Consider the following 19,104-nt stretch of genomic DNA (forward strand, 5'->3'; position numbering starts at 1 on the left):
CGAGCTTTGTCGGCCGGAAATCGGCCGGATACCGACATCTCTACCGTCGCCAAGCAATGCATGACAACAGTCATCCCTATGACTTGGAGCGATGAAGCCCGCTTCACAGCCTTCGGCAAGGCAGAACGGGACGTCCTCACCCGAGGTTGACGGTATCGGAAGTGCCGTGCCGCGAGCCAATGACGGTTGACCCTGCCTCGGTTTCACATACATCAGAACGTTGATAATTTTCTGATGAACGGAGAGCGAGATGGGCAACAGAGCATTGGTACCGAACCGGCAGTACCCGGATGAGTTCAAGGCGGAGGCGGTGCGGCTAGGAGCCTGGGCGGTAGGAATCCATGGCGCTAAGATTTGGCCATGCCAACGACCTACCGCCCGTACGATCCCGACCAGCTTCTGTTGCTGCCTGCGTCACTCAAGGAGTGGCTGCCGGAGCGGCATCTGGCGTACTTCATATCCGACGCCGTGGAAGCGCTGGACCTCAAAGCGTTTCATGCGCGCTATGCGGGTGACGGCCGGCGGCGTCAACCGTTCGATCCATCGATGATGGTCAAGGTGCTGGTGTATGCCTACGCCAGCGGCGTGTTCTCGTCGCGCAAGATCGCCAGTCGTTTGGAAGAGGACGTGGCGTTTCGCGTGCTGGGCGCGGGGAATTTCCCGGCGCACCGGACGCTGCGGGAGTTTCGGCAGCTGCACCTGGCGGAGTTCTCGGCACTGTTCGTGCAGATCGTGCAGCTGGCGCGGGAAGCGGGCTTGGTGAAGCTGGGCCGGATCGGCATCGACGGCACCAAGATCAAGGCCAACGCCAGCAAGCACAAGGCGATGAGCTATGGCCGGATGCGGGAGCAGGAGGCGCGGCTGAAGTCCGAGATTGCGCAGCTGTTGAAGCAGGCCGAGGCGCAGGACGCGCAGGAAGATGCCCAGTACGGCGACCGGCGCGGCGACGCGCTGCCGGATGAGCTGGGACGGCGCGAGCAGCGGCTCAAGATCATCCAGGCGGCCAAGGCGCGGCTCCAAGCGCGGCAGCGCGAGCAGGACCACAGGGACGGACGCAGCATGGACGACGACGGCCAGACGCGCGGTCCGGGCGGGCGTCGCTGCAAGCGCGCCTTCGGCGTACCCGAGGACCAGGCGCAGGACAACTTCACGGATCCGCAGTCGCGGATCATGAAGACGGCCGATGGGTTTCAGCAGGGCTACAACGCTCAGGCGGCCGTGGACGAAGACAGCCATCTGATTGTCGCGACCGGGTTGACGGACTGTGCGGCAGACACCCATCAGCTGCTGCCGATGATCGAGGCCACGATGCGCACCGTGGGCGCTGCGCCGACGATGACGCTGGCTGACAGCGGCTATGCCAGCGAGGACAACTTCGCGGCACTGGAGGCGCGGCAACTGCCCGCGTGCGTGGCGCTGGCGCGTGAAGGCAAGGCCTTGCGCACGATCGATCCAGCGCAACACCCGGCAACGCAGCGCATGGCCGAGCGATTGGCCACGCCGCAGGGCAAGGATCACTACCGGCGGCGCAAGTTCATCCCCGAGCCGGTCTTCGGCTGGATCAAACAGGCGATGGGCTTTCGGCGATTCAGTGTCCGCGGCCGTGAGGCGGTGACGGGCGAGTGGAATCTGGTGTGTCTGGCGCTCAACCTGCGGCGGATGCAGCGGCTGGGATGGGCGCCGACGTAACCGATCAAGGGCGCAATGCGCCACCCACTGCATGCAAGCCCCCCGACCCGCTTCAAAGCGGATCATGCACGGCACGCTCCAGATCGATCATCGCCTCGCGTCGCTGGCGCGCTCGAATCAAGATCGGCTGAAACTTTCAGCCGCCCAGGCTCCTAGCGGAGTCGATCGGCGGCTGCCAGGCGGCGAAGCGGCTCGGGATTCCGGATTCCAGCTTGTGGAACTGGATCCGGCTCAGCCGGGTGGGAAAGCTGGCCACTGGGAAGCCGGGAGCCGTGCCGGTGAAGCGATCCGGGTCGGAGTTGGAGGCCGAGAACGCGCGCCTGCGTCGCGAACTGGCCAACACCCGGCTGGACCTGGAGATCGTAAAAAAAGCGGCGGCGTATTTCGCGAAGCAGTCGCGGTGAAGTACGCCTGGATCGATGCGCACCGCGACCGGTTCAGCGTGGCCCGGATGTGCCGTCAACTGGACGTTTCGCGCACCGGCTACTGCCAGTGGCGAACGCGGCCGCCAAGCCCGCGTGCGCAGGGCAATGCGGCGCTGGACGCCCAAGTGGCCGCACTTCACGCCCAGTACAAACGCCGCTACGGGCGCCGGCGGATTGTGCGGGCGCTGGGGCAGCCGGTCGGCCACGAGCGCGTGCGCAAGAGCCTGCAGCGCCAGGGGCTGCGCCCGCTGTACCGACGGCCCTACCGGGTGACGACGGACTCGGATCATCGCCGGCCGGTGGCGCCCAACGTGCTCGAGAGGCAAGGTCACGCCGTTGTGCTCTCCAGCCCAATCCCGAGCACAGATCCATGCCAGACTTCCTCGCGCCAGTCCCCGTAATCGGTTTCGCGCTTCAGCACCCTAGCCCTCCACACATGGCAAAGCCGCATTCCGTCGACGTGAAGTAGTCGCCTGGTCACGTCGCGGTCGAGGACGAGTGCCACACCAGTGGGACCGCCCATATGCTTCGGATGGGTTGGCCTCCACCTCCAGTTCCAGTGCAGCAGTTCGCCGACTTTGGTCCCAGAGAGAAGCACATCCGCGCCACCCTCTCTAGAAATCGCAATCAGGGGACTTTGTGATTCGTGCGCCGGGAGGCAAGGCATGCGGCTCACAAGATCGGACTGCAGATATCCCACTCTGTTGCCAACCAGCGGCAATAGGACAGGCCGGAGGCGACCTCCCGCCTTCGCCGGAAAGGTCGCCTGTCTGTCCAGCGCATCGATCCGCAGCGTCAGGTCCTCGGCCCTGGGCACGTACATCGTGCCCGGAAGGAAGTCGTGGACCCGGAAGACTTCCTCCGCATCGATGGCTTCGCCAGAGCTAAGGATGGAAACAATCTCCAACTCGCAGTTGTATCGAACGTCTCCATGCAGCGGCAGGTTGAGATGAAGCAGCGACTTAGCCTCGGCTTCTTGCACTTCCCTCAGGACTGAAGCGGCAAGGCGTGCCACCTCTTCCGGCGCACCGGGACGGGCCCCGTGGAGAGGCACCACCCATCCGGGTACCCCACCGGGCAGCATAGGCAGCAGACTGAGGTCAGCCGGCGACGCGACCATAGCCGCGGCCTGGGCCTCCGCAATGGGCATGTTCCAAATATCAGCGGCGAGGGCAAGCGTCCTGAGGAAGGCAGACCTCGCGAGCTGACCACGCCGCGCGACGAACTGGCCCACCTCGCCCCGGTCGCTCTCGGGAAGGAAGAAGCTGAAGTGACCGTCACTGCTGCTGTCGGTATGCTCGATCAGCCGCTCGAACTCGAAGGTCCACTGCGCAATGAAGGGCCTGCCCGACTCCTGCTGCAGGTCTTGCAAGCTGAGCACCAGGGCCCTCGGGACGATCTGGCCGCGTGCGAGTTCCTCTCTCAGCTCTGGTCGCTGGTAGAAGCGCGGCGCCTCGCCAGAGTGACCCTTCAGCCACGAGTGCACGAGCACGGGCGTGCCGAAGGCGTGCCCGATGAAGGCATCAGACAGCGCGGAGGGTGCGTTGATCGAGGCCCGCAGATCCGCCGACGAGAGAACCGGTGCCCCCCGCGCAGCAACCACGATGGCGAGTGCCTCAAGTACCTCCGACTCAAGTGTGAGCGCACGCAACCATCGCAGCAGCGCCTGCCACGTCGCCGCGCCCGTCCTCTCGTTCTTGAGTGCTCCGGCGACCTGATGGATCACTTGCAACTTGGCCATGGGAACGGGCAGGCGGAGCCTGCACATCGCAACATCGAGTAGTTCCGCGCTCGTCATGCCTCTGCCTGCACCAGCCAGGCCGGACTCGTCAGCGGCTGGTCGGAGAAGTCCTCGACGGTCGTATCCACCATAGCCTCGACCACGCTCCTTGCCGCGGCAACCTCGTCCACCGCGAGGAGGAAGTGGACCAGGCGATGGTGCGGGATGGACAGCGAGCCACCAGGCCCGTCCGGCCGGGTTGTATCGGAGATGAACTGCCTCCACCTCTCCTTGTAGTGGGCCGCAAACGTCGCGTATCGCTCAAGCGCCTGCTGCAGGCCGTGGTACTCGTCCCAGCCGCGGCATTGCAGTTGCGCGGCGACCAGCCAGCGGTATGCCGTCTCCCTTCCCTCCAGACGCAGGCTCGTCTGGAAGGCCTGGTCCAGGATGTCGGCGATCCCGCCGAAGCCGTCGCGCCGGTCGCGAAGCGGTTCGAGGCAGCGCAGCAATTCGATACCCCGGCCCCGAGCCAGCCAATGCTCAAACCATCTACGGACGATTCTTCGCTCCGCCACGTAGGCCTTTCGCGAGCGGAGCTCCGCCAGCAGCTCCTGGACACTGGAGGCCGAGTAGATGGTTACGTCGATGTCAGGATCTTCCGGCTCGGGCGAGCTGTAGCGCTCCCGCTCGCTGCCAAGCTCTTCGACCGGCAGGCCGAAGCGTTCCGCGTTGGCGGTGATCAAAACCTGTGCGTGGGGATCGCCTGCCGCTGCGCGGCCGCGCAGCGCGCCAACGGCAGTGCTGTCCCACAGCGCCGCGGCGACGACAGGCATGGCCGGGTCATCGAGCGGCTGGCTCGACAGCAGTTCAGCGAAGACGTTCGCCGCCGTGTACCACTCGGAGGACACGAGGCAGTGGTTGAAGAAGGCGGCGAAGACCCCCGGCATGAGATCGATCATCAGGGCCGCAAGGTCCGAAGGGCGGGTGCCGGAGTCCTCGGTCATGTCCCCCAGAGGCAGGACGACCGGGACAAGCCGGCGCAGCATGTCCGTCGCGAACGCACGATCCTTCGGCGAGATTGCCTTCACTGCATCAAGCGCGAAAGCAATGGTGGGATCCTTGCGCCAGCCGTAGCCGATCACGCAGGCCAGCGACCTGCGCAAAAGGGCGTCGGCGCGCTCCCTGAGTCCGAAAGTGGTCGCGAGCTGGCAGAGCTCGACATAGCTGGCCGCCCTTTCGTTGAAGGGGGTCACGACCGCCGTGATGCCGCGAGCCCGGCCATCGATGTCGTCACCAACGAGTTCGCGATCCAGCAGATCCAGGCCTGGACCAGCAAACCGGTCGCACCAGCTTGATGACGCGAAGTGCTGCGACTTCCTGGCGTGGGCCCACTCAGTGGACGGGACCTTTACCCGACCCGAGCGCAGCGCGGTCAGCAGGAACAGGTCGCCGGACACCTCCGTGAGTGCGTCACGGAATGGGACGTGGTCGGTCACGGCCTCGTAGCCCTCGGGCTGCCTGACTGCGTCCAGGAGGCGGAACGGCAATGCGAACGCCGGGTCCGCGTGGCGGGCCAGGAGTGCCCCAACAGTGTCTGCAAGCATCGCCATTTGCTTGCAGGCTTCCGTCAGCCAGGCTCGCTTGCCGTAGACAGGCGCCGGCTCGACGACCGCGGCACCGCGCTGCGACAGGCATCGCGCAACCCTCGCGAAGAAGAAGCGATGCAGATAGCGCTGCGTGAACTCGCGCGACGGTGAGTTGTGCTGAGCCACATCGAGCAACGGCTCATACTCCTTGAAGTGGCGATGCCTGTAGGTGGCCTTCTGGTAGAGCAGTCGCCAGCACGAGGACAGTGGATGCTTCGAGAACCTGGTGAAGGCCGGCCACTCGTGAACCTTCGCGCGCAGCGCGCCGGCGAGACGCAGGCACGCCAACTCTAGTTCGACCCGCTGAACAAGCGCCATCGGCAGGTAAACGAACGCCATCAGCGGCGCAAGCTCGGCCTTTTTGGTGAGCTCCCGAAGAAATATTTCGAACAGGTGCGCGGCGTCATCTTTCGTGCCGCCGCCGCCGGTGATGGAAAGGATCCGCTCAGGTTCAAACCGGCTGGTGCCTGCGGCAAGCTGCAGCCAGCCCTCGATGGCGACCTTGTACTCATCGCGCGTGTAGGCGCCCACGCTAACTCGGTCGTTGATGCGCCGTCGCATCCGCTCAAGCAGGTCGGTCGCTTCAGCGCTTCGCCCCGCCTGCAGATACTGACCGCCAATCAGATGGAGGCGATCAACACTCGCAGTCTGCAGGCCAGCAGCCAGTGTCTTCAGTGGGTACTCGTCGTCGGTGAGCTGCAAGGCGCAGGCGTGGAGCCGCTCGTAGTCGTCGACCTGGAACTGCGGTCCGTTGTAGACGCGCGTCTTGAGCCACCGCATGCGGATCGCATCCGCAAAGTCACCGTTTCTGAACGCGATTTCCTCGGCACGCTCGAGGATTGCCTCGACCTGGTCTCGGGGATACGCGGTTGCAAGGCTCTCGATCACCCAGTTCCTGTCAGGGCGGGCCAGCAGGTTTCGCGGATCGCCGGCCCGCGCTTCGTACAACCACTGCCAGCCCCAGCGGTGAAACCTAGGAGCGTGATTCTTTAGCCACGCGACCACCTTGGGTAGAAGGACTTGCACCCGCTCGGCATGCTCGGTGATCTCACGGACGAATGCGTACAAGCTTCCGTGGAAGGCCACCTGCCCGGCTTCCGAGTTGTGGAGCAGGTGCCCGATAGCGGGGCTCAGTTCGCCCGGCTCGATGCCCAGGCAGGTCTCCAGGCCCAGCGGCGGCCAGATGAAGCCGGTATCCGCCAGTAGGTGCAGGGCGTCCTTCGCGTGATTCGGCTGTTGCTGCCAGAGCATGCCGTAGTACTTCCGGATGTCTCCGTCCGGCGCCAGCGCGTTTGAGCGGACCGTCGAAGGCTCCAGGACTCGATGCTGCCTGAGCAGTGACTCGAAGGCATAGGTCAGCACCAGCGGGTGGCTGCCAGTGACGTCCTGGAAGGCACCGGCGAGCCCCACCAGGCCGTCTGCCGCCGGATGCCTCGCACTCTCCAACTCGAAACGCCCTGCGTCGAGCTGAGCTCGGAGCCAGCTCTCGATGGACACGAGTGACATACGCGGAAGCTCCCGCCAAACATCGGCGTCGACAAAGCGGCCGAGCTGGAACGGCAATTGCGCGTCGGATACCTTCTGGGTGCCGATGACCAGGGTGACGTTGGCGGGCACTGGCAACAGCGCCTTGAAGAGGCTGTCCAGCGGTTGCCGGTCGCGGTCGTTCTCCCGCCAGACATGGTCGAGGCCGTCGACGACCACGATGAACCGCTTGCCTTCGCTGGCGTAACCGTTCGCGCAAGCCTCGATCCAGCCGCGCAGGTACTCCGGGCCGAGGTGCAGCCCCTGCACATGGGCGAAGTGACGCACCTCCATCTGCGAGATGAGCGAGTTGGCCACGCTCCCCAGCGTGAAACGATCGGAGCGGTCGCCCAAGTCGAGGAAGTAGTGGTGGCGGATGTACGGCAGGTCACGTTGATCGAGTTCCCTGCAGACGTAGCTCAGGAACGTGCTCTTGCCCTGGCCGGGTGAGCCCCAGAGGACCACTGCCGCTTCCGTCTCCAGGTCGCGCAGGAACCGGGCGGCGAACTCCGCGTCGGGCGGCTGGTAACCATCCGGCACGCGAAACGCCTGCTCAAGGGGTCTCGGACGGCGGACGTCGACGGTCCCACGCAGGAAGTCAAGGGTGACCCTCCCATGCGGCGGTGGAAAATTCCTGCGTACCGCCCAATCGATCGCCTCTCGGAACAGGGCTAACCACCCGGTGCGATCACCGTGTCGCGGGATGAAGCGATCGACGACGGTTCGTTCGAGCGCTTCCGCGCCCTGGTAGCTGTGCCGGAACTCGAAACGGTCGAAAAAGGCCCGTGCCCTTCCTTCACCCCCAAGTTGCTCAAGGATCTCGGTGCGTGAAGCCGCGTCGACACGATCCAGGGTCACCTTGAGGGACGACGCGTCGATCGTGGCCTCGAACTCTCGGCTCGGGACTCGGTTCGTGACTAACGCGGCTGTGTGGACGCGTTCCGCCGCGATCTCGAACAGGCCGTCGCACCACTTTTGCAGCAGTGACCGACCCCTCGGCCTGCGGGTTAGCAGCCAATCCCAAGTCAAGGCATTCCCGGCGTCCTGCGCGTTGACGGTGAACTTGACCTGCAGCAGGACGAGCGTGCCATCCCGTCGTTGCGCGACGATATCGTCGAGGCCCTGAGGAACCTCGTCGTGATCGGCCTCGAACTGGACCCAGTCGTAGAGTCCCGGATCGTCAAGCCAGTCACAGAGAAGACCGAGGCCGACGAGGTTCTGGTACACGTACCCGCTAAGCGGGATCGCGGTTCGCTTTATTGCGGTTGACAGTGCTGACATCGTGTGCAGTCTGACCTGCATCGGCAAACGGTTGGCTGCATTCCAACATGGTATTGCGTCAGACCTAGTGTTGTGTCCCATTGATAACCTTACATAGACGCTCGATCTTGGCGAGGATCGATTCGGCCGTGGCGGTCCACATGAAGGGCTTGGGGTGCTGGTTGTAGTGCTTCACGAACTCATCGATCTTGCGCTTGAGGTCGGCCACCGAATCGAACGAGCCGCGGCGAATGGCCTGGGTCGTGATCAACGCGAACCAGCGCTCGACTTGGTTCAGCCACGAACTGTAGGTCGGCGTGAAGTGCAGATGAAAGCGCGCTCGACGTGCCAGCCAAGCCTTCACTCGAGCGTGCCTGTGCGTCCCGTAGTTGTCGCAGATCAGGTGCACGTCGAGCGGCTCAGGCACGTTCGCTTCGATATGCCTCAGGAACGCCAGGAATTCCTGATGACGATGCTTGGGCTTGCACTGCGTCAGCACGGTGCCGTTGGCCACGTCGAGCGCCGCGAACAGCGTCGTGGTGCCGTGGCGCACGTAGTCGTGGGTGATGCCCTCGACGTAACCAAGCCCCATCGGCAGCACCGGCTGGGTGCGCTCGAGCGCCTGGCACTGACTCTTTTCGTCAACGCACAGCACCAGCGCATGATCGGGCGGGTTCAGATACAGCCCGACGATGTCGCGCACCTTCTCGATGAAGAACGGATCGTTCGAGAGCTTGAAGCTCTTGGAGCGGTGCGGCTGCAGGCCAAACAGCGTCAGGTAGCGGTGTACAGTGCTCTTCGACAGCCCGGTTGCGTCCGCCAGGCTGCGACGCGACCAATGCGTCTTGCCGCTCGGCTTTCTGGTCAGTGCGGTATTGATCAACTGCGCGATCTGATCCTCGCCGGTGCTTCGCGGACGACCGGATTTGAGCGCATTGTGCAGTCCGGCGATGCCCTGGTCTGCATACCGCTTGCGCCACAACGACACGGTGGGGCGGCTGACCCGGTAGCGGCGCGCCACCGCGCTGTTGGTCTCGCCGTCAGCCAACCGCAGGATCATCTGTGCCCGACGCGACAACGCGGCCGGCAGACTCTGCGATCGGGCGATCGACTCAAGCTGCATCCGGTCCTGCGCAGTAACCAACAACTCAACCGCAGGCCTTCCCATCGATGTGCCCTCCCAGTGCCAAGCATACCGCTTGGACCGCGCAAATCATGGAAAGTTACATTCGGGACACAACGTTAGGTGGACCAATCACTTCCCTCATCCAACCAAGGCTTCCAGCTCCGTGGACGCCGAGCGCGGCAGCCGCCGGCCTTCCTTCGCCACGTTGACCTGCAAGGCTACCCGCGCCACGTCCAGCACGTCCTGCGCCAGCGAATAGCTGCCCTTGGCCTGCAGCCAAACCAGCACGTCGGCCAGGTGCCAGATTGACGCACTGCCTTCATGCACCGGTGCCGGGAAGCTGCCTGGATGGGCCAGCATGAGCTTGCGCATGTTCTGCCGCGATACGCCGACGATCTCGGCCACATCAGTCAACCCGACGAGATCCGGCGCCACCTCGATCAACCGCGCCGATGGCACAGCGCGGCGCACGTCGGCCAGCGCGCTGCGCACAGCCGCGTCCGCATCAGCTGCCTCACGGGTGAATTCCAGCGCCAGGCGGCTCGGCTGCCCGATGCCGACCAAGGCATCATCGCAGCCGGCTTCACCCAAGCGCTCGACCATTGCATCCAGGTCGCGGTCGTCGTCGGCAAGCTGATACTTCAGGGTGAAGGTGTACTCCATCACGCTACTCCTTGGCACCGTCGTCAACCTCACGTTGCTTACGATGCGTGGTGCAGTTGTCCACGACGCGCCGCAAGGCGCGGGCGTGGTTGCTGGGGTTCTTCGGCGTGCTCCATATACTGGTGATGCAGAACTCGCCGCAGCGGCATTCCTCGTCGTTGTACGGGCAATACATCCGTCCCCAGGCGTGGCTACCGCCGACTTCGACTCGCCAGCCCTGCCCTTCGGCGTGCCTGAGAGCTTCCTCGACCTCTTTCTTCGGGTGAGGGGAACGAGCCATCAGTGGTCTCCAATATGGGGAAGACTGGCGAGGTTGTCAAGTGACAACCTCGCCACCTTTCAAGCAGTTGCGCTCAACGCCGGCGCCACCATGTTCTCCGGCATCAACTTCGGCACGTAGGTCACACCCGCCGCTTCATTGGGCGAGGGGTCACGTGATGCCACGATGAAGCCCCGGGCCGCAGCGATGGCGGCGATGTAGCCGTCTGGCGTCGGGAAGCCGCGCCCGCCGTCCCTGGCCGTCACGGCCAGGTCGGCACAGTGGCGCGCGGCACCCGTGTCGAACGGCAGCACCCGATCCTTGAACAGCTCCAGCAGCGCCGCCAGCGCCCGGTCGAACAGGTTCTTGCGCTTGCCCGCCGGCGCCGCCCGGATGCCAAGACAGCAACTCGGCCAGGGTGACGCGCGACAGATACAGGGTTTCCGCCGCCTGGTCGTTCAGCCAGGCCCTCATGGCGGCGTCTGGTTCCGGCTTCATCACCGCGGAAACGACGTGGGTATTCAGGATGATCATTCAGTCGAAGCTCAAGGGTTTGGCCGGCGTCTTGTCGCGCACACGCTCGAAGACGGCGAAATCTTCGTTGCTCAGACCGATCTTGCGGCCGATGGCGGCCAGGGCATCGCCCACACGCACGCGGCTCGAAGGCTTGACCACGGCCGCCAGAATCTCGCGCACCTCCGCCTCCGTGCTGCGGCCGTGCGGGGGCGCCCGCACGCGCAAGGCGCGATGCACGTCATTCGGCACATTCCTTACCGTCAGGGTGGCCATGATTCGCAGTTCCGTCTTTGCTTTCGGTGACTGCAAGGATGGGTTTGTGCAGTCGTTCGTGCAAGGTTCGAACGATCACAAAAAAGCCCGCAGTGACGCGGGCCTAGCTGTGTTTTGGTGCCTGACCGTACCAGCCGGTGCCGGACCCCAAATCACTCCCACTCGATGGTCGCCGGCGGTTTGCCGGAGATGTCGTAGACCACGCGGGACAGGCCGGGCACTTCGTTGATGATGCGGCGGGAGCAGATGTCCAGCAGCTCGTAGGGCAGGTGCGCCCAGCGGGCGGTCATGAAGTCGACGGTTTCGACCGCACGCAGGGCGACCACCGGCTCGTAGCGGCGGCCGTCGCCGGTGACGCCGACGCTTTTCACTGGCAGGAACACGGCAAAGGCCTGGCTGGTCTTGTCGTACCAGCCGGCGCGGCGCAGTTCTTCGATGAAGATGTGGTCGGCCAGGCGCAGGGTGTCGGCGGCGGCCTTGGTGACTTCGCCCAGGATGCGCACGCCAAGGCCCGGCCCCGGGAAGGGGTGGCGCTGCACCATCTCGGCGGGCAGGCCCAGTTCCAGGCCGATGGCGCGTACCTCGTCCTTGAACAGCTCGCGCAGCGGCTCGACCAGTTTCAGTTTCATGTGCTCGGGCAGGCCGCCGACGTTGTGGTGGCTCTTGATGACCTGCGCCTTTCCGGTCTTGCTGCCGGCCGATTCGATCACGTCCGGGTAGATGGTGCCCTGGGCCAGGAAGTCGACGCCCTCGATCCGGGCGGCTTGCTCGTCGAATACCTCGATGAACAGGCCACCGATGATCTTGCGCTTGGCCTCGGGGTCGGCCACACCCTGGAGTGCGTCCAGAAAGCGCGCCTCGGCATCGACCCGGATCACCTTGACGCCGAGGTTGCGCGCGAACACCTGCATCACCTGGTCGCCCTCGTGCAGGCGCAGCAGGCCGTTGTCGACGAATACGCAGGTCAGTCGATCGCCGATGGCCCGGTGCAGCAGCGCCGCGACCACGGACGAGTCGACCCCGCCGGACAAGCCCAGCAGCACCCGGCCAGAGCCCACCTGCCGGCGCACGCGGGCAATGGCGTCGGCGATGATGTTGCCGGGCGTCCAGGCCGCGCCGCAGCCGCAGATGTCGTGCACGAAGCGGGCGTAGATGCGCGTGCCCTGGGGGGTGTGGGTGACTTCCGGGTGGAATTGCAGGGCGTAGTAGCCGCGCGCCTCGTCGGCCATGCCGGCCAGCGGCACGTCGGGGGTGGAGGCGATGCGCTTGAAGCCGGCCGGCAGGGCGCTGACGCGGTCGCCGTGGCTCATCCACACGTCGAGCAGGCCGTGGCCCTCGGCGTTGACGCGGTCCTCGATGCCGTCGAGCAGCCTGGAATGCCCGTGGGCGCGGATCTCGGCATACCCGAATTCCTTGACCTGGCCGGGCTCCACGGTGCCGCCGAGCTGCACCGCCATGGTCTGCATGCCGTAGCAGATGCCCAGCACCGGCACGCCGAGCGACCAGACCACCTCGGGCGCGCGCGGCGAGCCGGCCTCGGTGACCGACTCCGGCCCGCCGGACAGGATGATCCCCTTGGGCGCAAAGGCCCGCAGCGCGGCGGCGTCCATGTCCCAGGGGTGGATTTCGCTGTAGACGCCCAGCTCGCGCACGCGCCGGGCAATCAGCTGCGTGTACTGGGAGCCGAAGTCCAGGATCAGGATGCGGTCGGCGTGCAGGTCGGTCATGGGCGGGCCAGGGGCGAGGTTGGAGCGGGGCGCGTGTGGGAGCGGCGCCCCGCCGCGAATCTTCCGATCAAGCACGCGGCCCGGGGCGGGCCTCCCACAAGCAAAGTTGCTGCCGGCGACCGCTCAGTACGACGGGTAATTGGGCGCTTCCTTGGTCACCGTCACGTCGTGCACGTGGCTTTCGGCCACGCCGGAACCGGTGATGCGGGCAAAGCGCGTGTCGCGGCGGAAGGCGTCCAGCGTGCGGCAGCCGGTGTAGCCCATGCTGGCGCGCACGCCGCCGCACAGCTGGTGCACGATCGGCACCGCTGAGCCCTTGTACGGCACGCGGCCTTCGATGCCCTCGGGCACCAGTTTTTCGGCTTCGCTGTTTTCCTGAAAGTATCGGTCGCTCGACCCGTACTGGCCGCCCATGGCGCCCAGCGAGCCCATGCCGCGGTAGGACTTGTAGGAGCGGCCCTGGAACAGTTCGACCTCGCCGGGCGCTTCCTCGGTGCCGGCGAAAATATTTCCCAGCATCACCGTGTGCGCGCCGGCGGCCAATGCCTTGGCCAGGTCGCCCGAGTAGCGCACGCCGCCGTCGGCGATCAGCGGCACGTCGGTGCCTTCCAGGCCCTGGGCGGCGTTGTAAATGGCGCTGATCTGCGGCACGCCGACGCCGGCCACCATGCGCGTGGTGCAGATCGAGCCCGGCCCGATGCCGACCTTGACGCCGTCGGCGCCGGCCTCGGCCAGGGCGCGGGCGCCCTCGCCAGTGGCGACGTTGCCGCCCACCACCTGCACCTGCGGCTGCTCGGCCTTGAGCCAGCGCACCATGTCCAGCACGCCGCGCGTGTGGCCGTGGGCGGTGTCCACCACCAGCACGTCGACGCCGGCCTCGATCAGCGCCAGCGCGCGTTCGCGGCCGGCCGCGCCGACACCGACCGCGGCGCCGACCAGCAGGTGGCCCTGGTCGTCGCGGGCGGCGTTCGGGTGCTGGGTCTGTTTTTCGATGTCCTTGACCGTGATGAGGCCGCGCAGGTGAAAGTCGTCGTCCACCACCAGCACTTTCTCGATGCGGTGGGCGTGCAGCAGGGCGATCACGTCCTCGCGCGGCGCGCCTTCGCGGACCGTCTTCAGGCGCGCGCGCGGGGTCATGATGCTGGACACCGGCGCGCTGTAGTTGGTCTCGAAGCGCAGGTCGCGGGCGGTGACGATGCCCACCAGATCCTCGCCATCCACCACCGGTACGCCGGAAATGCGGTGCGCCCGGGTCAGCGCCATCACCTCGCCGATGCTCATGTCCGGCCGGGCGGTGATGGGGTTCTTGATGACGCCGCTCTCGAACTTCTTGACCCGCAGCACTTCGGCCGCCTGGCGTTCGAGGGGCATGTTCTTGTGGATGATGCCCATGCCGCCCTGCAGGGCCAGGCAGATGCCCAGGCCGGACTCGGTGACCGTGTCCATGGCCGCCGACAGCAGCGGGATGCGCAGCGTGATCTGCCGGGTGACGCGGGAACTCAGGTCCACCTCGCGCGGCAGTACGTCCGAGTACGCCGGGATCAGCAGGACGTCGTCGAAGGTCAGGGCTTCGTAGGCGATGCGCATAGGGGGCGACCCGCGGCAGCAGCTTGAGGGTCGGCCCATTATAGGCCGCCGCCGCGGGCCGGCAATGCGCCCGCCGGCAGCCTGTGACCGTCGCCCTATAATCGCCGGCCCTGTTCCGGTCTGCCGCTCATGCCCGCCATCGAACCCGCCGTCAGTCGCGCCGGCCCACCCGAGCGGGACGTGTACACGCCGTCCCGCCTCACGCTGGAGGTGCGCGCGCTGCTGGAGGCCGGGTTCCCGCTGCTGTGGCTGGAGGGGGAAATCGGCAATTTCACCGCCGCCGCGTCCGGGCATCTGTACTTCACCCTCAAGGACAGCCGCGCCCAGGTGCGCTGCGTGATGTTCCGCTCGCGCGCCAGCCTGCTGCGCGAGCGGCCGCGCACCGGCGATCAGGTGCTGCTGCGGGCGCGGGTGTCGTTCTACGAGGATCGCGGCGAGTTCCAGCTGCTGGTGGAACATCTGGAGCCGGCCGGCGACGGCGCCCTGCGCCGGGCGCTGGAGCAGCGCAAGGCGCGCCTGGCCGCCGAGGGGCTGTTCGACCTGGACCGCAAGCGCCCGCTGCCGACCCTGCCGCAGCGGCTGGTGCTGGTCACCTCGCCGCGCGGCGCGGCGGTGCACGACGTGCTGACCACGCTGGCCCGGCGCTGGCCGACCATCCAGGTGCTGCTGCTGCCGGTGCCGGTGCAGGGCGACGGCGCCGCGCCGGCCATCGTCAAGGCCATCGACACGGCCTCCGAAAATGCGCTCGGCGACGTGCTGCTGCTGGTGCGCGGCGGCGGCTCGCTGGAGGATCTGGCCGCCTTCAACGACGAGGCGGTGGTGCGGGCGCTGGCGCGCTGTACGCTGCCGACGGTGGTCGGCGTCGGTCACGAGGTGGACTTCAGCCTGGCCGATCTGGTGGCCGACCAGCGCGCGCCGACGCCGACCGCGGCCGCCGAGCTGGTGGTGCCGGACCGCGGCGAGTGGCTGGCCGCGCTCGCCCAGCGCCAGCGGCGCCTGCTGCGCGCGCTGCAACACCAACTGCAACGCCAGCAGCAGCGCGTGGATTACCTGACGCGGCGGCTGGTGCATCCGGGCGAGCGCCTGCGCCGGCTGGGGGACGATCTGGCCCGCTTGCAGCGGCGCCTGGGGCTGGCGACGATCGCCTGCCTGGCGCGGCGACGCGAACGCCAGGAACGCGCACTGCTGCGCCTGCGTGCCGCCTCGCCGGCGCGGCGCATCGCCGCCGGTGCCGTTCGGCTGGACGCCGCAGCCGGCCGGCTCACGCGGGCACAGACGCAGCTGCTGCGCGCCCGCGGCGAGGCACTGGCCGGTGCCGCCGCCCGCCTGCATGCGCTCAGCCCCCTGGCCACGCTGGCCCGCGGCTACGCCATCGTCTCGCGCCCGCCGGACCTGCCGGTGGTGCACTCGGCGGCGCAGCTGGCAGTCGGCGAGCGGGTACGCTTGCGGCTGGGAAGCGGCGCGGCGGATGCGCGCGTCGAAGCCATCGATGCCAATGGGGACGAGGACTGATGCACACGACACGGATCGACGTCGGGCGAGCGCGGCGCGCGGGCGCACGCCAGCCCGGCGGCATGCTGCTGATCGCGCTGGTACTGCTGGCGACGCCGTGGCTGGCTATGGCCCTGCCGCGGTCCGACCCGGTACCCGGCGGCGTGGCCGTGCTGGCGCTGCCGGCGGGTTTCGATGCGGCCGCAGAGGCGAGCTTCGCCGGCAAGCCGGTGCTGACCGTGCCGGTCGATGACGGCTGGCGGGCAGTGGTCGGCATCCCGCTCGGGCAGACGCCGGGTCCGGCGGCGCTGCGGCTGCGGTTCGCGGACGGGCGCACGCGCAACATCGGCTTTACCGTGGCGGCACGCGAGTACCCCGTGCAGCGCCTGACCATCACCGACCAGGACAAGGTCACCCCGTCGGCCGCCAGCCTCAAGCGCATCGAGCGCGAGCAGGTGGAGATTCTGGCCGCGTTTCGCCATCGCTCCACGCCAGTCCCGCAGCTGCGCTTTGCCATGCCGGCGCAGGGGCCGCTGAGCAGCAACTTCGGCCTGCGCCGCGTCATCAACGGCCAGCCGCGCAGTCCGCATTCGGGCATCGACATCGCCGCCCCGGCCGGCGCGCCGGTCACGGCCCCGGCGCCCGGGCGGGTGCTGCGCGTGGGCGATTACTTCTTTACCGGCAACACGGTGTTCGTCGACCACGGTCATGGCCTGGTCACGCTGTACTGCCACCTGAGTTCGGTGGCGGTGCGCGAGGGGCAGCAGCTGGCGACCGGCGACGCCATCGGCAAGGTCGGCAGCACCGGTCGGGCCACCGGGCCGCACCTGCACTGGGCGCTGAGCCTGAACGACGCGCGCGTCGATCCGCGGCTGTTTCTGGTCACCGAAACCCAAGCCGCGCGTTGATCGGCACACGGCCCGAGGAACGACACATGAGCAGCACCGCGCCCGGCATCGGCGACATCACCGGCAAGCGGCTGCTGATCGTCGGCGCCAGTCGCGGCATTGGTCTTGCCATCGCCACGCGGGCGGCGCAGCTGGGCGCCGTGGTGCATCTGACCGCGCGCAGTGCGCAGGCGGCGGCCGAAACCGCAGCTGCGCTCGCGGCCAGACACGGGACGCAGGTGACGGGGCATGGTCTGGACATCGCTGCCGCCGATGCCCCGGCGAGCCTGGAGGCCGTGCTGCAGGCCGCAGGTGACCTGGACGCGCTGATCTACAACGCCGGTGTGAGTCCGGTCTACGCGCGGCCGGAGCGCATCAGCGACGCGGCCTTCGACCAGATCATGGCGGTCAACCTGCGCGGGCCGTTTCTGGCCGCGCGCGCCTTCGGTGCCCGGTGCCTCACGCAGGGTCGGCCGGGGGCGATCGTGTTCATCGCCTCGGTCGCGTCCCTGATCGGCACGCCGCGCGTGGCTGCCTACAGCGCCAGCAAGGCCGGCGTGCTGGGCCTGACGCGCAGCCTGGCGGTCGACTGGGCGACCGACGGCATCCGCGTCAATGCCGTGGCGCCCGGCTGGGTGGCCACCGACATGACGCAGGGCCTGCAGGACAACCCGCGTTTGCACGAGCGCCTGGCCGCGCGCGTACCGATGGGCCGCTTCGCCCAGCCGGACGAAATTGCCGACGTGGCGCTGTTCCTGGCCTCCGACAGCGCGCGCTACGTGACCGGCTCGGTTTACAGTGTGGACGGCGGCCTGCTTGCGGGCTGACCGTTTTCACCACAGCGGCGGCGCTGGCCGCCTTCAGCCAGGGAGACTGCAATGGCTTACGTACGCGCCTGTTCAGTGAACGACGTGCCGGCCGGCGGCATGGCCCGCTTCAAGGTCAACGGCGAGGCGGTCGTCGTGTACAACCTCGCCGATGGCTTTCGGGCCACCGCGGCGAGCTGTTCGCACGTGTTCGGCCCGCTGGCCCGCGGCAAGATTCTCGACGGCCAGCGCGTGCAGTGCCCGCTGCACCGGGCCGAGTTCGACATCAAGACCGGCGAGGCCGTGAAGTGGGCCTGCTTCCCGCCGGGGGTGCAGCTGCTGAACCTGTTCCGGCCCAAGAAGCCGATCAAGACCTACGCCACCAAGGTGGAAGGCGACGCGGTGCTGGTGGACGTGTGAGGTAAAGGCCTGACCCGCGTCACGGGCGCGGGGCGGGCTTTCTGGCGGCGCCGTCAGCCGCGCGCCAGCACCGAATCGGCCACGAACGGGTTGCTGCGCCGCTCGGCGCCGAAGGTGGACATGGGGCCGTGGCCGGGCACGAAGCGCACGTCGTTGCCGAGCGGCCACAATTGTTCGGGAATGGATCGCAGCAGGTCGGCGTGGTTGCCGCGCGGCAGGTCGGTGCGGCCGATGGAGCCGGCGAACAGCACGTCGCCGACCAGCGCCAGGCGCGCCTCTGCATCGAAGAACACCACGTGCCCCGGCGTGTGGCCCGGGCAGTGGCGTACAGCCAGCTGCACCTGCCCGAAGCGCACTGTGTCGCCGCCCTCGAGCCAGCGGTCGGGCGTGAAGGCGGGCAGCGGCGGGAAGCCGAACATCTGCGCCTGCATGGGCAGGCTCTCGATCCAGAACGCGTCGGCCGGGTGCGGGCCCTCGACCGGCACGCCGTAGCGGTCGCGCAGCGCCACGGTGCCACCGACGTGGTCCAGATGGCCGTGGGTGAGGAAGATTTTTTCCAGGTGCGCGCCGTGGCGCTCGATGGCCGCGACGATGTCCTCCACGTCGCCCCCCGGATCGACCAGCGCCGCGTTGCCGGTCGCCGGGCACAGCAGCAGGGTGCAGTTCTGCTGCAGCGGCGTGACCGGGATGATCTCGAACTGGAGCGTGTCTGACATCGCCGGCGTCAGTCTTGCAGCTTGTGCTCGATGATGAGGTTGTCCTGCACCACCCGGCCGCCGATCAGGTGCTCCTGGATAATCCGCTCCAGCACCGGCGGGGTGCAGGAGTGGTACCAGGTGCCGTCCGGGTAGACCACGGCCACCGGCCCCTGCTCGCAGATGCGCAGGCAACCGGCCTTGGTGCGGTAGACGCCGCCGTCGCCGGTGAGCTTGAGCTCGTTCAGGCGTTTTTTGAGGAAATTCCAGGATTCGATGCCGACCTCGCGCGGGCAGCACTTCGGCTCGCTGGCGTCGGCGCACAGGAAGATGTGGCGGCGGATTCGGTCCACGCCCAGGGATTCGGCGGTCTCGCGGATGGTGCTCATG

The 19,104-nt window shown here is 67.3% G+C and carries 15 protein-coding genes and 2 pseudogenes; 6 read left to right on the forward strand and 11 right to left on the reverse strand.

What is annotated here, in order from left to right; translation table 11 throughout:
* The first annotated feature begins 360 nt into the window (after positions 1-360).
* Positions 361-1,689, forward strand: a complete 1,329-nt coding sequence (locus H5U26_RS02310; RefSeq protein ID WP_290616244.1) for an IS1182 family transposase — start codon at positions 361-363, stop codon at positions 1,687-1,689.
* Positions 1,690-1,835: 146 nt separating this feature from the next.
* Positions 1,836-2,440, forward strand: a pseudogene (locus tag H5U26_RS02315) (IS3 family transposase); the annotation flags it as partial.
* 2 nt (positions 2,441-2,442) lie between these two features.
* Here the strand turns inward: H5U26_RS02315 and H5U26_RS02320 are convergent.
* The 9 genes and pseudogenes from H5U26_RS02320 to guaB all read right to left on the reverse strand — a co-directional run bounded on the left by H5U26_RS02320 (position 2,443) and on the right by guaB (position 14,415).
* The gene (locus H5U26_RS02320; RefSeq protein ID WP_290616246.1) at positions 2,443-3,912 is read right to left on the reverse strand and encodes a hypothetical protein; all 1,470 of its coding nucleotides are present in this window, start codon (positions 3,910-3,912) and stop codon (positions 2,443-2,445) included.
* Positions 3,909-8,231 (reverse strand): NACHT domain-containing protein, encoded by a 4,323-nt coding sequence (locus H5U26_RS02325; protein ID WP_290616248.1) that lies wholly within the window; start codon positions 8,229-8,231, stop codon positions 3,909-3,911. Before H5U26_RS02325 ends, H5U26_RS02320 begins: the two co-directional genes overlap by 4 nt.
* Positions 8,232-8,349: 118 nt before the next feature.
* The gene (locus H5U26_RS02330) at positions 8,350-9,432 is read right to left on the reverse strand and encodes an IS630 family transposase (RefSeq protein ID WP_290616250.1); all 1,083 of its coding nucleotides are present in this window, start codon (positions 9,430-9,432) and stop codon (positions 8,350-8,352) included.
* Positions 9,433-9,528: 96 nt separating this feature from the next.
* The gene (locus H5U26_RS02335) at positions 9,529-10,053 is read right to left on the reverse strand and encodes a DNA-binding protein (RefSeq protein WP_290616252.1); all 525 of its coding nucleotides are present in this window, start codon (positions 10,051-10,053) and stop codon (positions 9,529-9,531) included.
* 4 nt (positions 10,054-10,057) lie between these two features.
* Positions 10,058-10,333 carry a hypothetical protein gene (locus H5U26_RS02340; protein ID WP_290616254.1) on the reverse strand — a complete coding sequence of 92 codons (276 nt, stop codon included), beginning with the start codon at positions 10,331-10,333 and terminating at the stop codon, positions 10,058-10,060.
* A gap of 59 nt (positions 10,334-10,392) precedes the next feature.
* Positions 10,393-10,846 (reverse strand): annotated as a pseudogene (locus H5U26_RS14880) (PIN domain-containing protein).
* A complete protein-coding gene (locus tag H5U26_RS02350) occupies positions 10,847-11,101 on the reverse strand; it encodes a stabilization protein (RefSeq protein ID WP_290616257.1) in 255 nt (84 codons plus the stop codon).
* Positions 11,102-11,253: 152 nt separating this feature from the next.
* Positions 11,254-12,828 carry a glutamine-hydrolyzing GMP synthase gene (gene guaA, locus H5U26_RS02355; protein ID WP_290616259.1) on the reverse strand — a complete coding sequence of 525 codons (1,575 nt, stop codon included), beginning with the start codon at positions 12,826-12,828 and terminating at the stop codon, positions 11,254-11,256.
* Between the two features lie 123 nt (positions 12,829-12,951).
* Complete coding sequence (gene guaB / locus H5U26_RS02360; RefSeq protein WP_290616261.1) at positions 12,952-14,415, reverse strand: IMP dehydrogenase; 1,464 nt, start codon at positions 14,413-14,415, stop codon at positions 12,952-12,954.
* A gap of 129 nt (positions 14,416-14,544) precedes the next feature.
* On the opposite strand from guaB, the gene xseA reads away from it, so the two are divergent.
* From xseA to H5U26_RS02380, 4 genes are read left to right on the forward strand one after another with little or no spacing between them, the layout of a single operon-like run.
* A complete protein-coding gene (gene xseA / locus H5U26_RS02365) occupies positions 14,545-15,927 on the forward strand; it encodes an exodeoxyribonuclease VII large subunit (protein WP_290616263.1) in 1,383 nt (460 codons plus the stop codon).
* Positions 15,927-16,814, forward strand: a complete 888-nt coding sequence (locus tag H5U26_RS02370) for a M23 family metallopeptidase (protein ID WP_290616265.1) — start codon at positions 15,927-15,929, stop codon at positions 16,812-16,814. The genes xseA and H5U26_RS02370 overlap by 1 nt, the downstream gene beginning before the upstream one ends.
* Positions 16,815-16,840: 26 nt before the next feature.
* Positions 16,841-17,620, forward strand: a complete 780-nt coding sequence (locus H5U26_RS02375) for an SDR family oxidoreductase (RefSeq protein ID WP_290616267.1) — start codon at positions 16,841-16,843, stop codon at positions 17,618-17,620.
* A gap of 51 nt (positions 17,621-17,671) precedes the next feature.
* On the forward strand, positions 17,672-18,019 hold the full coding sequence (locus tag H5U26_RS02380) for a Rieske (2Fe-2S) protein (RefSeq protein WP_290616269.1): 348 nt from the start codon (positions 17,672-17,674) through the stop codon (positions 18,017-18,019).
* A 53-nt stretch (positions 18,020-18,072) separates the two neighbouring features.
* On the opposite strand, the gene H5U26_RS02385 is transcribed toward H5U26_RS02380, so the two are convergent.
* Together H5U26_RS02385 and H5U26_RS02390 are read right to left on the reverse strand one after the other, a co-directional pair.
* Positions 18,073-18,735: an MBL fold metallo-hydrolase gene (locus H5U26_RS02385; RefSeq protein WP_290616271.1), complete on the reverse strand. Its 663-nt coding sequence runs from the start codon at positions 18,733-18,735 to the stop codon at positions 18,073-18,075.
* An 8-nt stretch (positions 18,736-18,743) separates the two neighbouring features.
* Positions 18,744-19,103 carry a hypothetical protein gene (locus H5U26_RS02390; protein ID WP_290616273.1) on the reverse strand — a complete coding sequence of 120 codons (360 nt, stop codon included), beginning with the start codon at positions 19,101-19,103 and terminating at the stop codon, positions 18,744-18,746.
* Position 19,104 lies beyond the last annotated feature (1 nt).

The sequence above is a fragment of the Immundisolibacter sp. genome (genome assembly GCF_014359565.1).
Lineage (GTDB): Bacteria > Pseudomonadota > Gammaproteobacteria > Immundisolibacterales > Immundisolibacteraceae > Immundisolibacter.

Excerpts from the sequence above, each read along its gene's own strand:
- H5U26_RS02310 (WP_290616244.1), top strand. The coding sequence starts at position 361 with ATGCCAACGACCTACCGCCCGTACGATCCCGACCAGCTTCTGTTGCTG.
- H5U26_RS02320 (WP_290616246.1), bottom strand. The coding sequence starts at position 3,912 with ATGACGAGCGCGGAACTACTCGATGTTGCGATGTGCAGGCTCCGCCTG.
- H5U26_RS02330 (WP_290616250.1), bottom strand. The coding sequence starts at position 9,432 with ATGGGAAGGCCTGCGGTTGAGTTGTTGGTTACTGCGCAGGACCGGATG.
- H5U26_RS02335 (WP_290616252.1), bottom strand. The coding sequence starts at position 10,053 with ATGGAGTACACCTTCACCCTGAAGTATCAGCTTGCCGACGACGACCGC.
- H5U26_RS02340 (WP_290616254.1), bottom strand. The coding sequence starts at position 10,333 with ATGGCTCGTTCCCCTCACCCGAAGAAAGAGGTCGAGGAAGCTCTCAGG.
- H5U26_RS02350 (WP_290616257.1), bottom strand. The coding sequence starts at position 11,101 with ATGGCCACCCTGACGGTAAGGAATGTGCCGAATGACGTGCATCGCGCC.
- guaA (WP_290616259.1), bottom strand. The coding sequence starts at position 12,828 with ATGACCGACCTGCACGCCGACCGCATCCTGATCCTGGACTTCGGCTCC.
- guaB (WP_290616261.1), bottom strand. The coding sequence starts at position 14,415 with ATGCGCATCGCCTACGAAGCCCTGACCTTCGACGACGTCCTGCTGATC.
- xseA (WP_290616263.1), top strand. The coding sequence starts at position 14,545 with ATGCCCGCCATCGAACCCGCCGTCAGTCGCGCCGGCCCACCCGAGCGG.
- H5U26_RS02370 (WP_290616265.1), top strand. The coding sequence starts at position 15,927 with ATGCACACGACACGGATCGACGTCGGGCGAGCGCGGCGCGCGGGCGCA.
- H5U26_RS02375 (WP_290616267.1), top strand. The coding sequence starts at position 16,841 with ATGAGCAGCACCGCGCCCGGCATCGGCGACATCACCGGCAAGCGGCTG.
- H5U26_RS02380 (WP_290616269.1), top strand. The coding sequence starts at position 17,672 with ATGGCTTACGTACGCGCCTGTTCAGTGAACGACGTGCCGGCCGGCGGC.
- H5U26_RS02385 (WP_290616271.1), bottom strand. The coding sequence starts at position 18,735 with ATGTCAGACACGCTCCAGTTCGAGATCATCCCGGTCACGCCGCTGCAG.
- H5U26_RS02390 (WP_290616273.1), bottom strand. The coding sequence starts at position 19,103 with ATGAGCACCATCCGCGAGACCGCCGAATCCCTGGGCGTGGACCGAATC.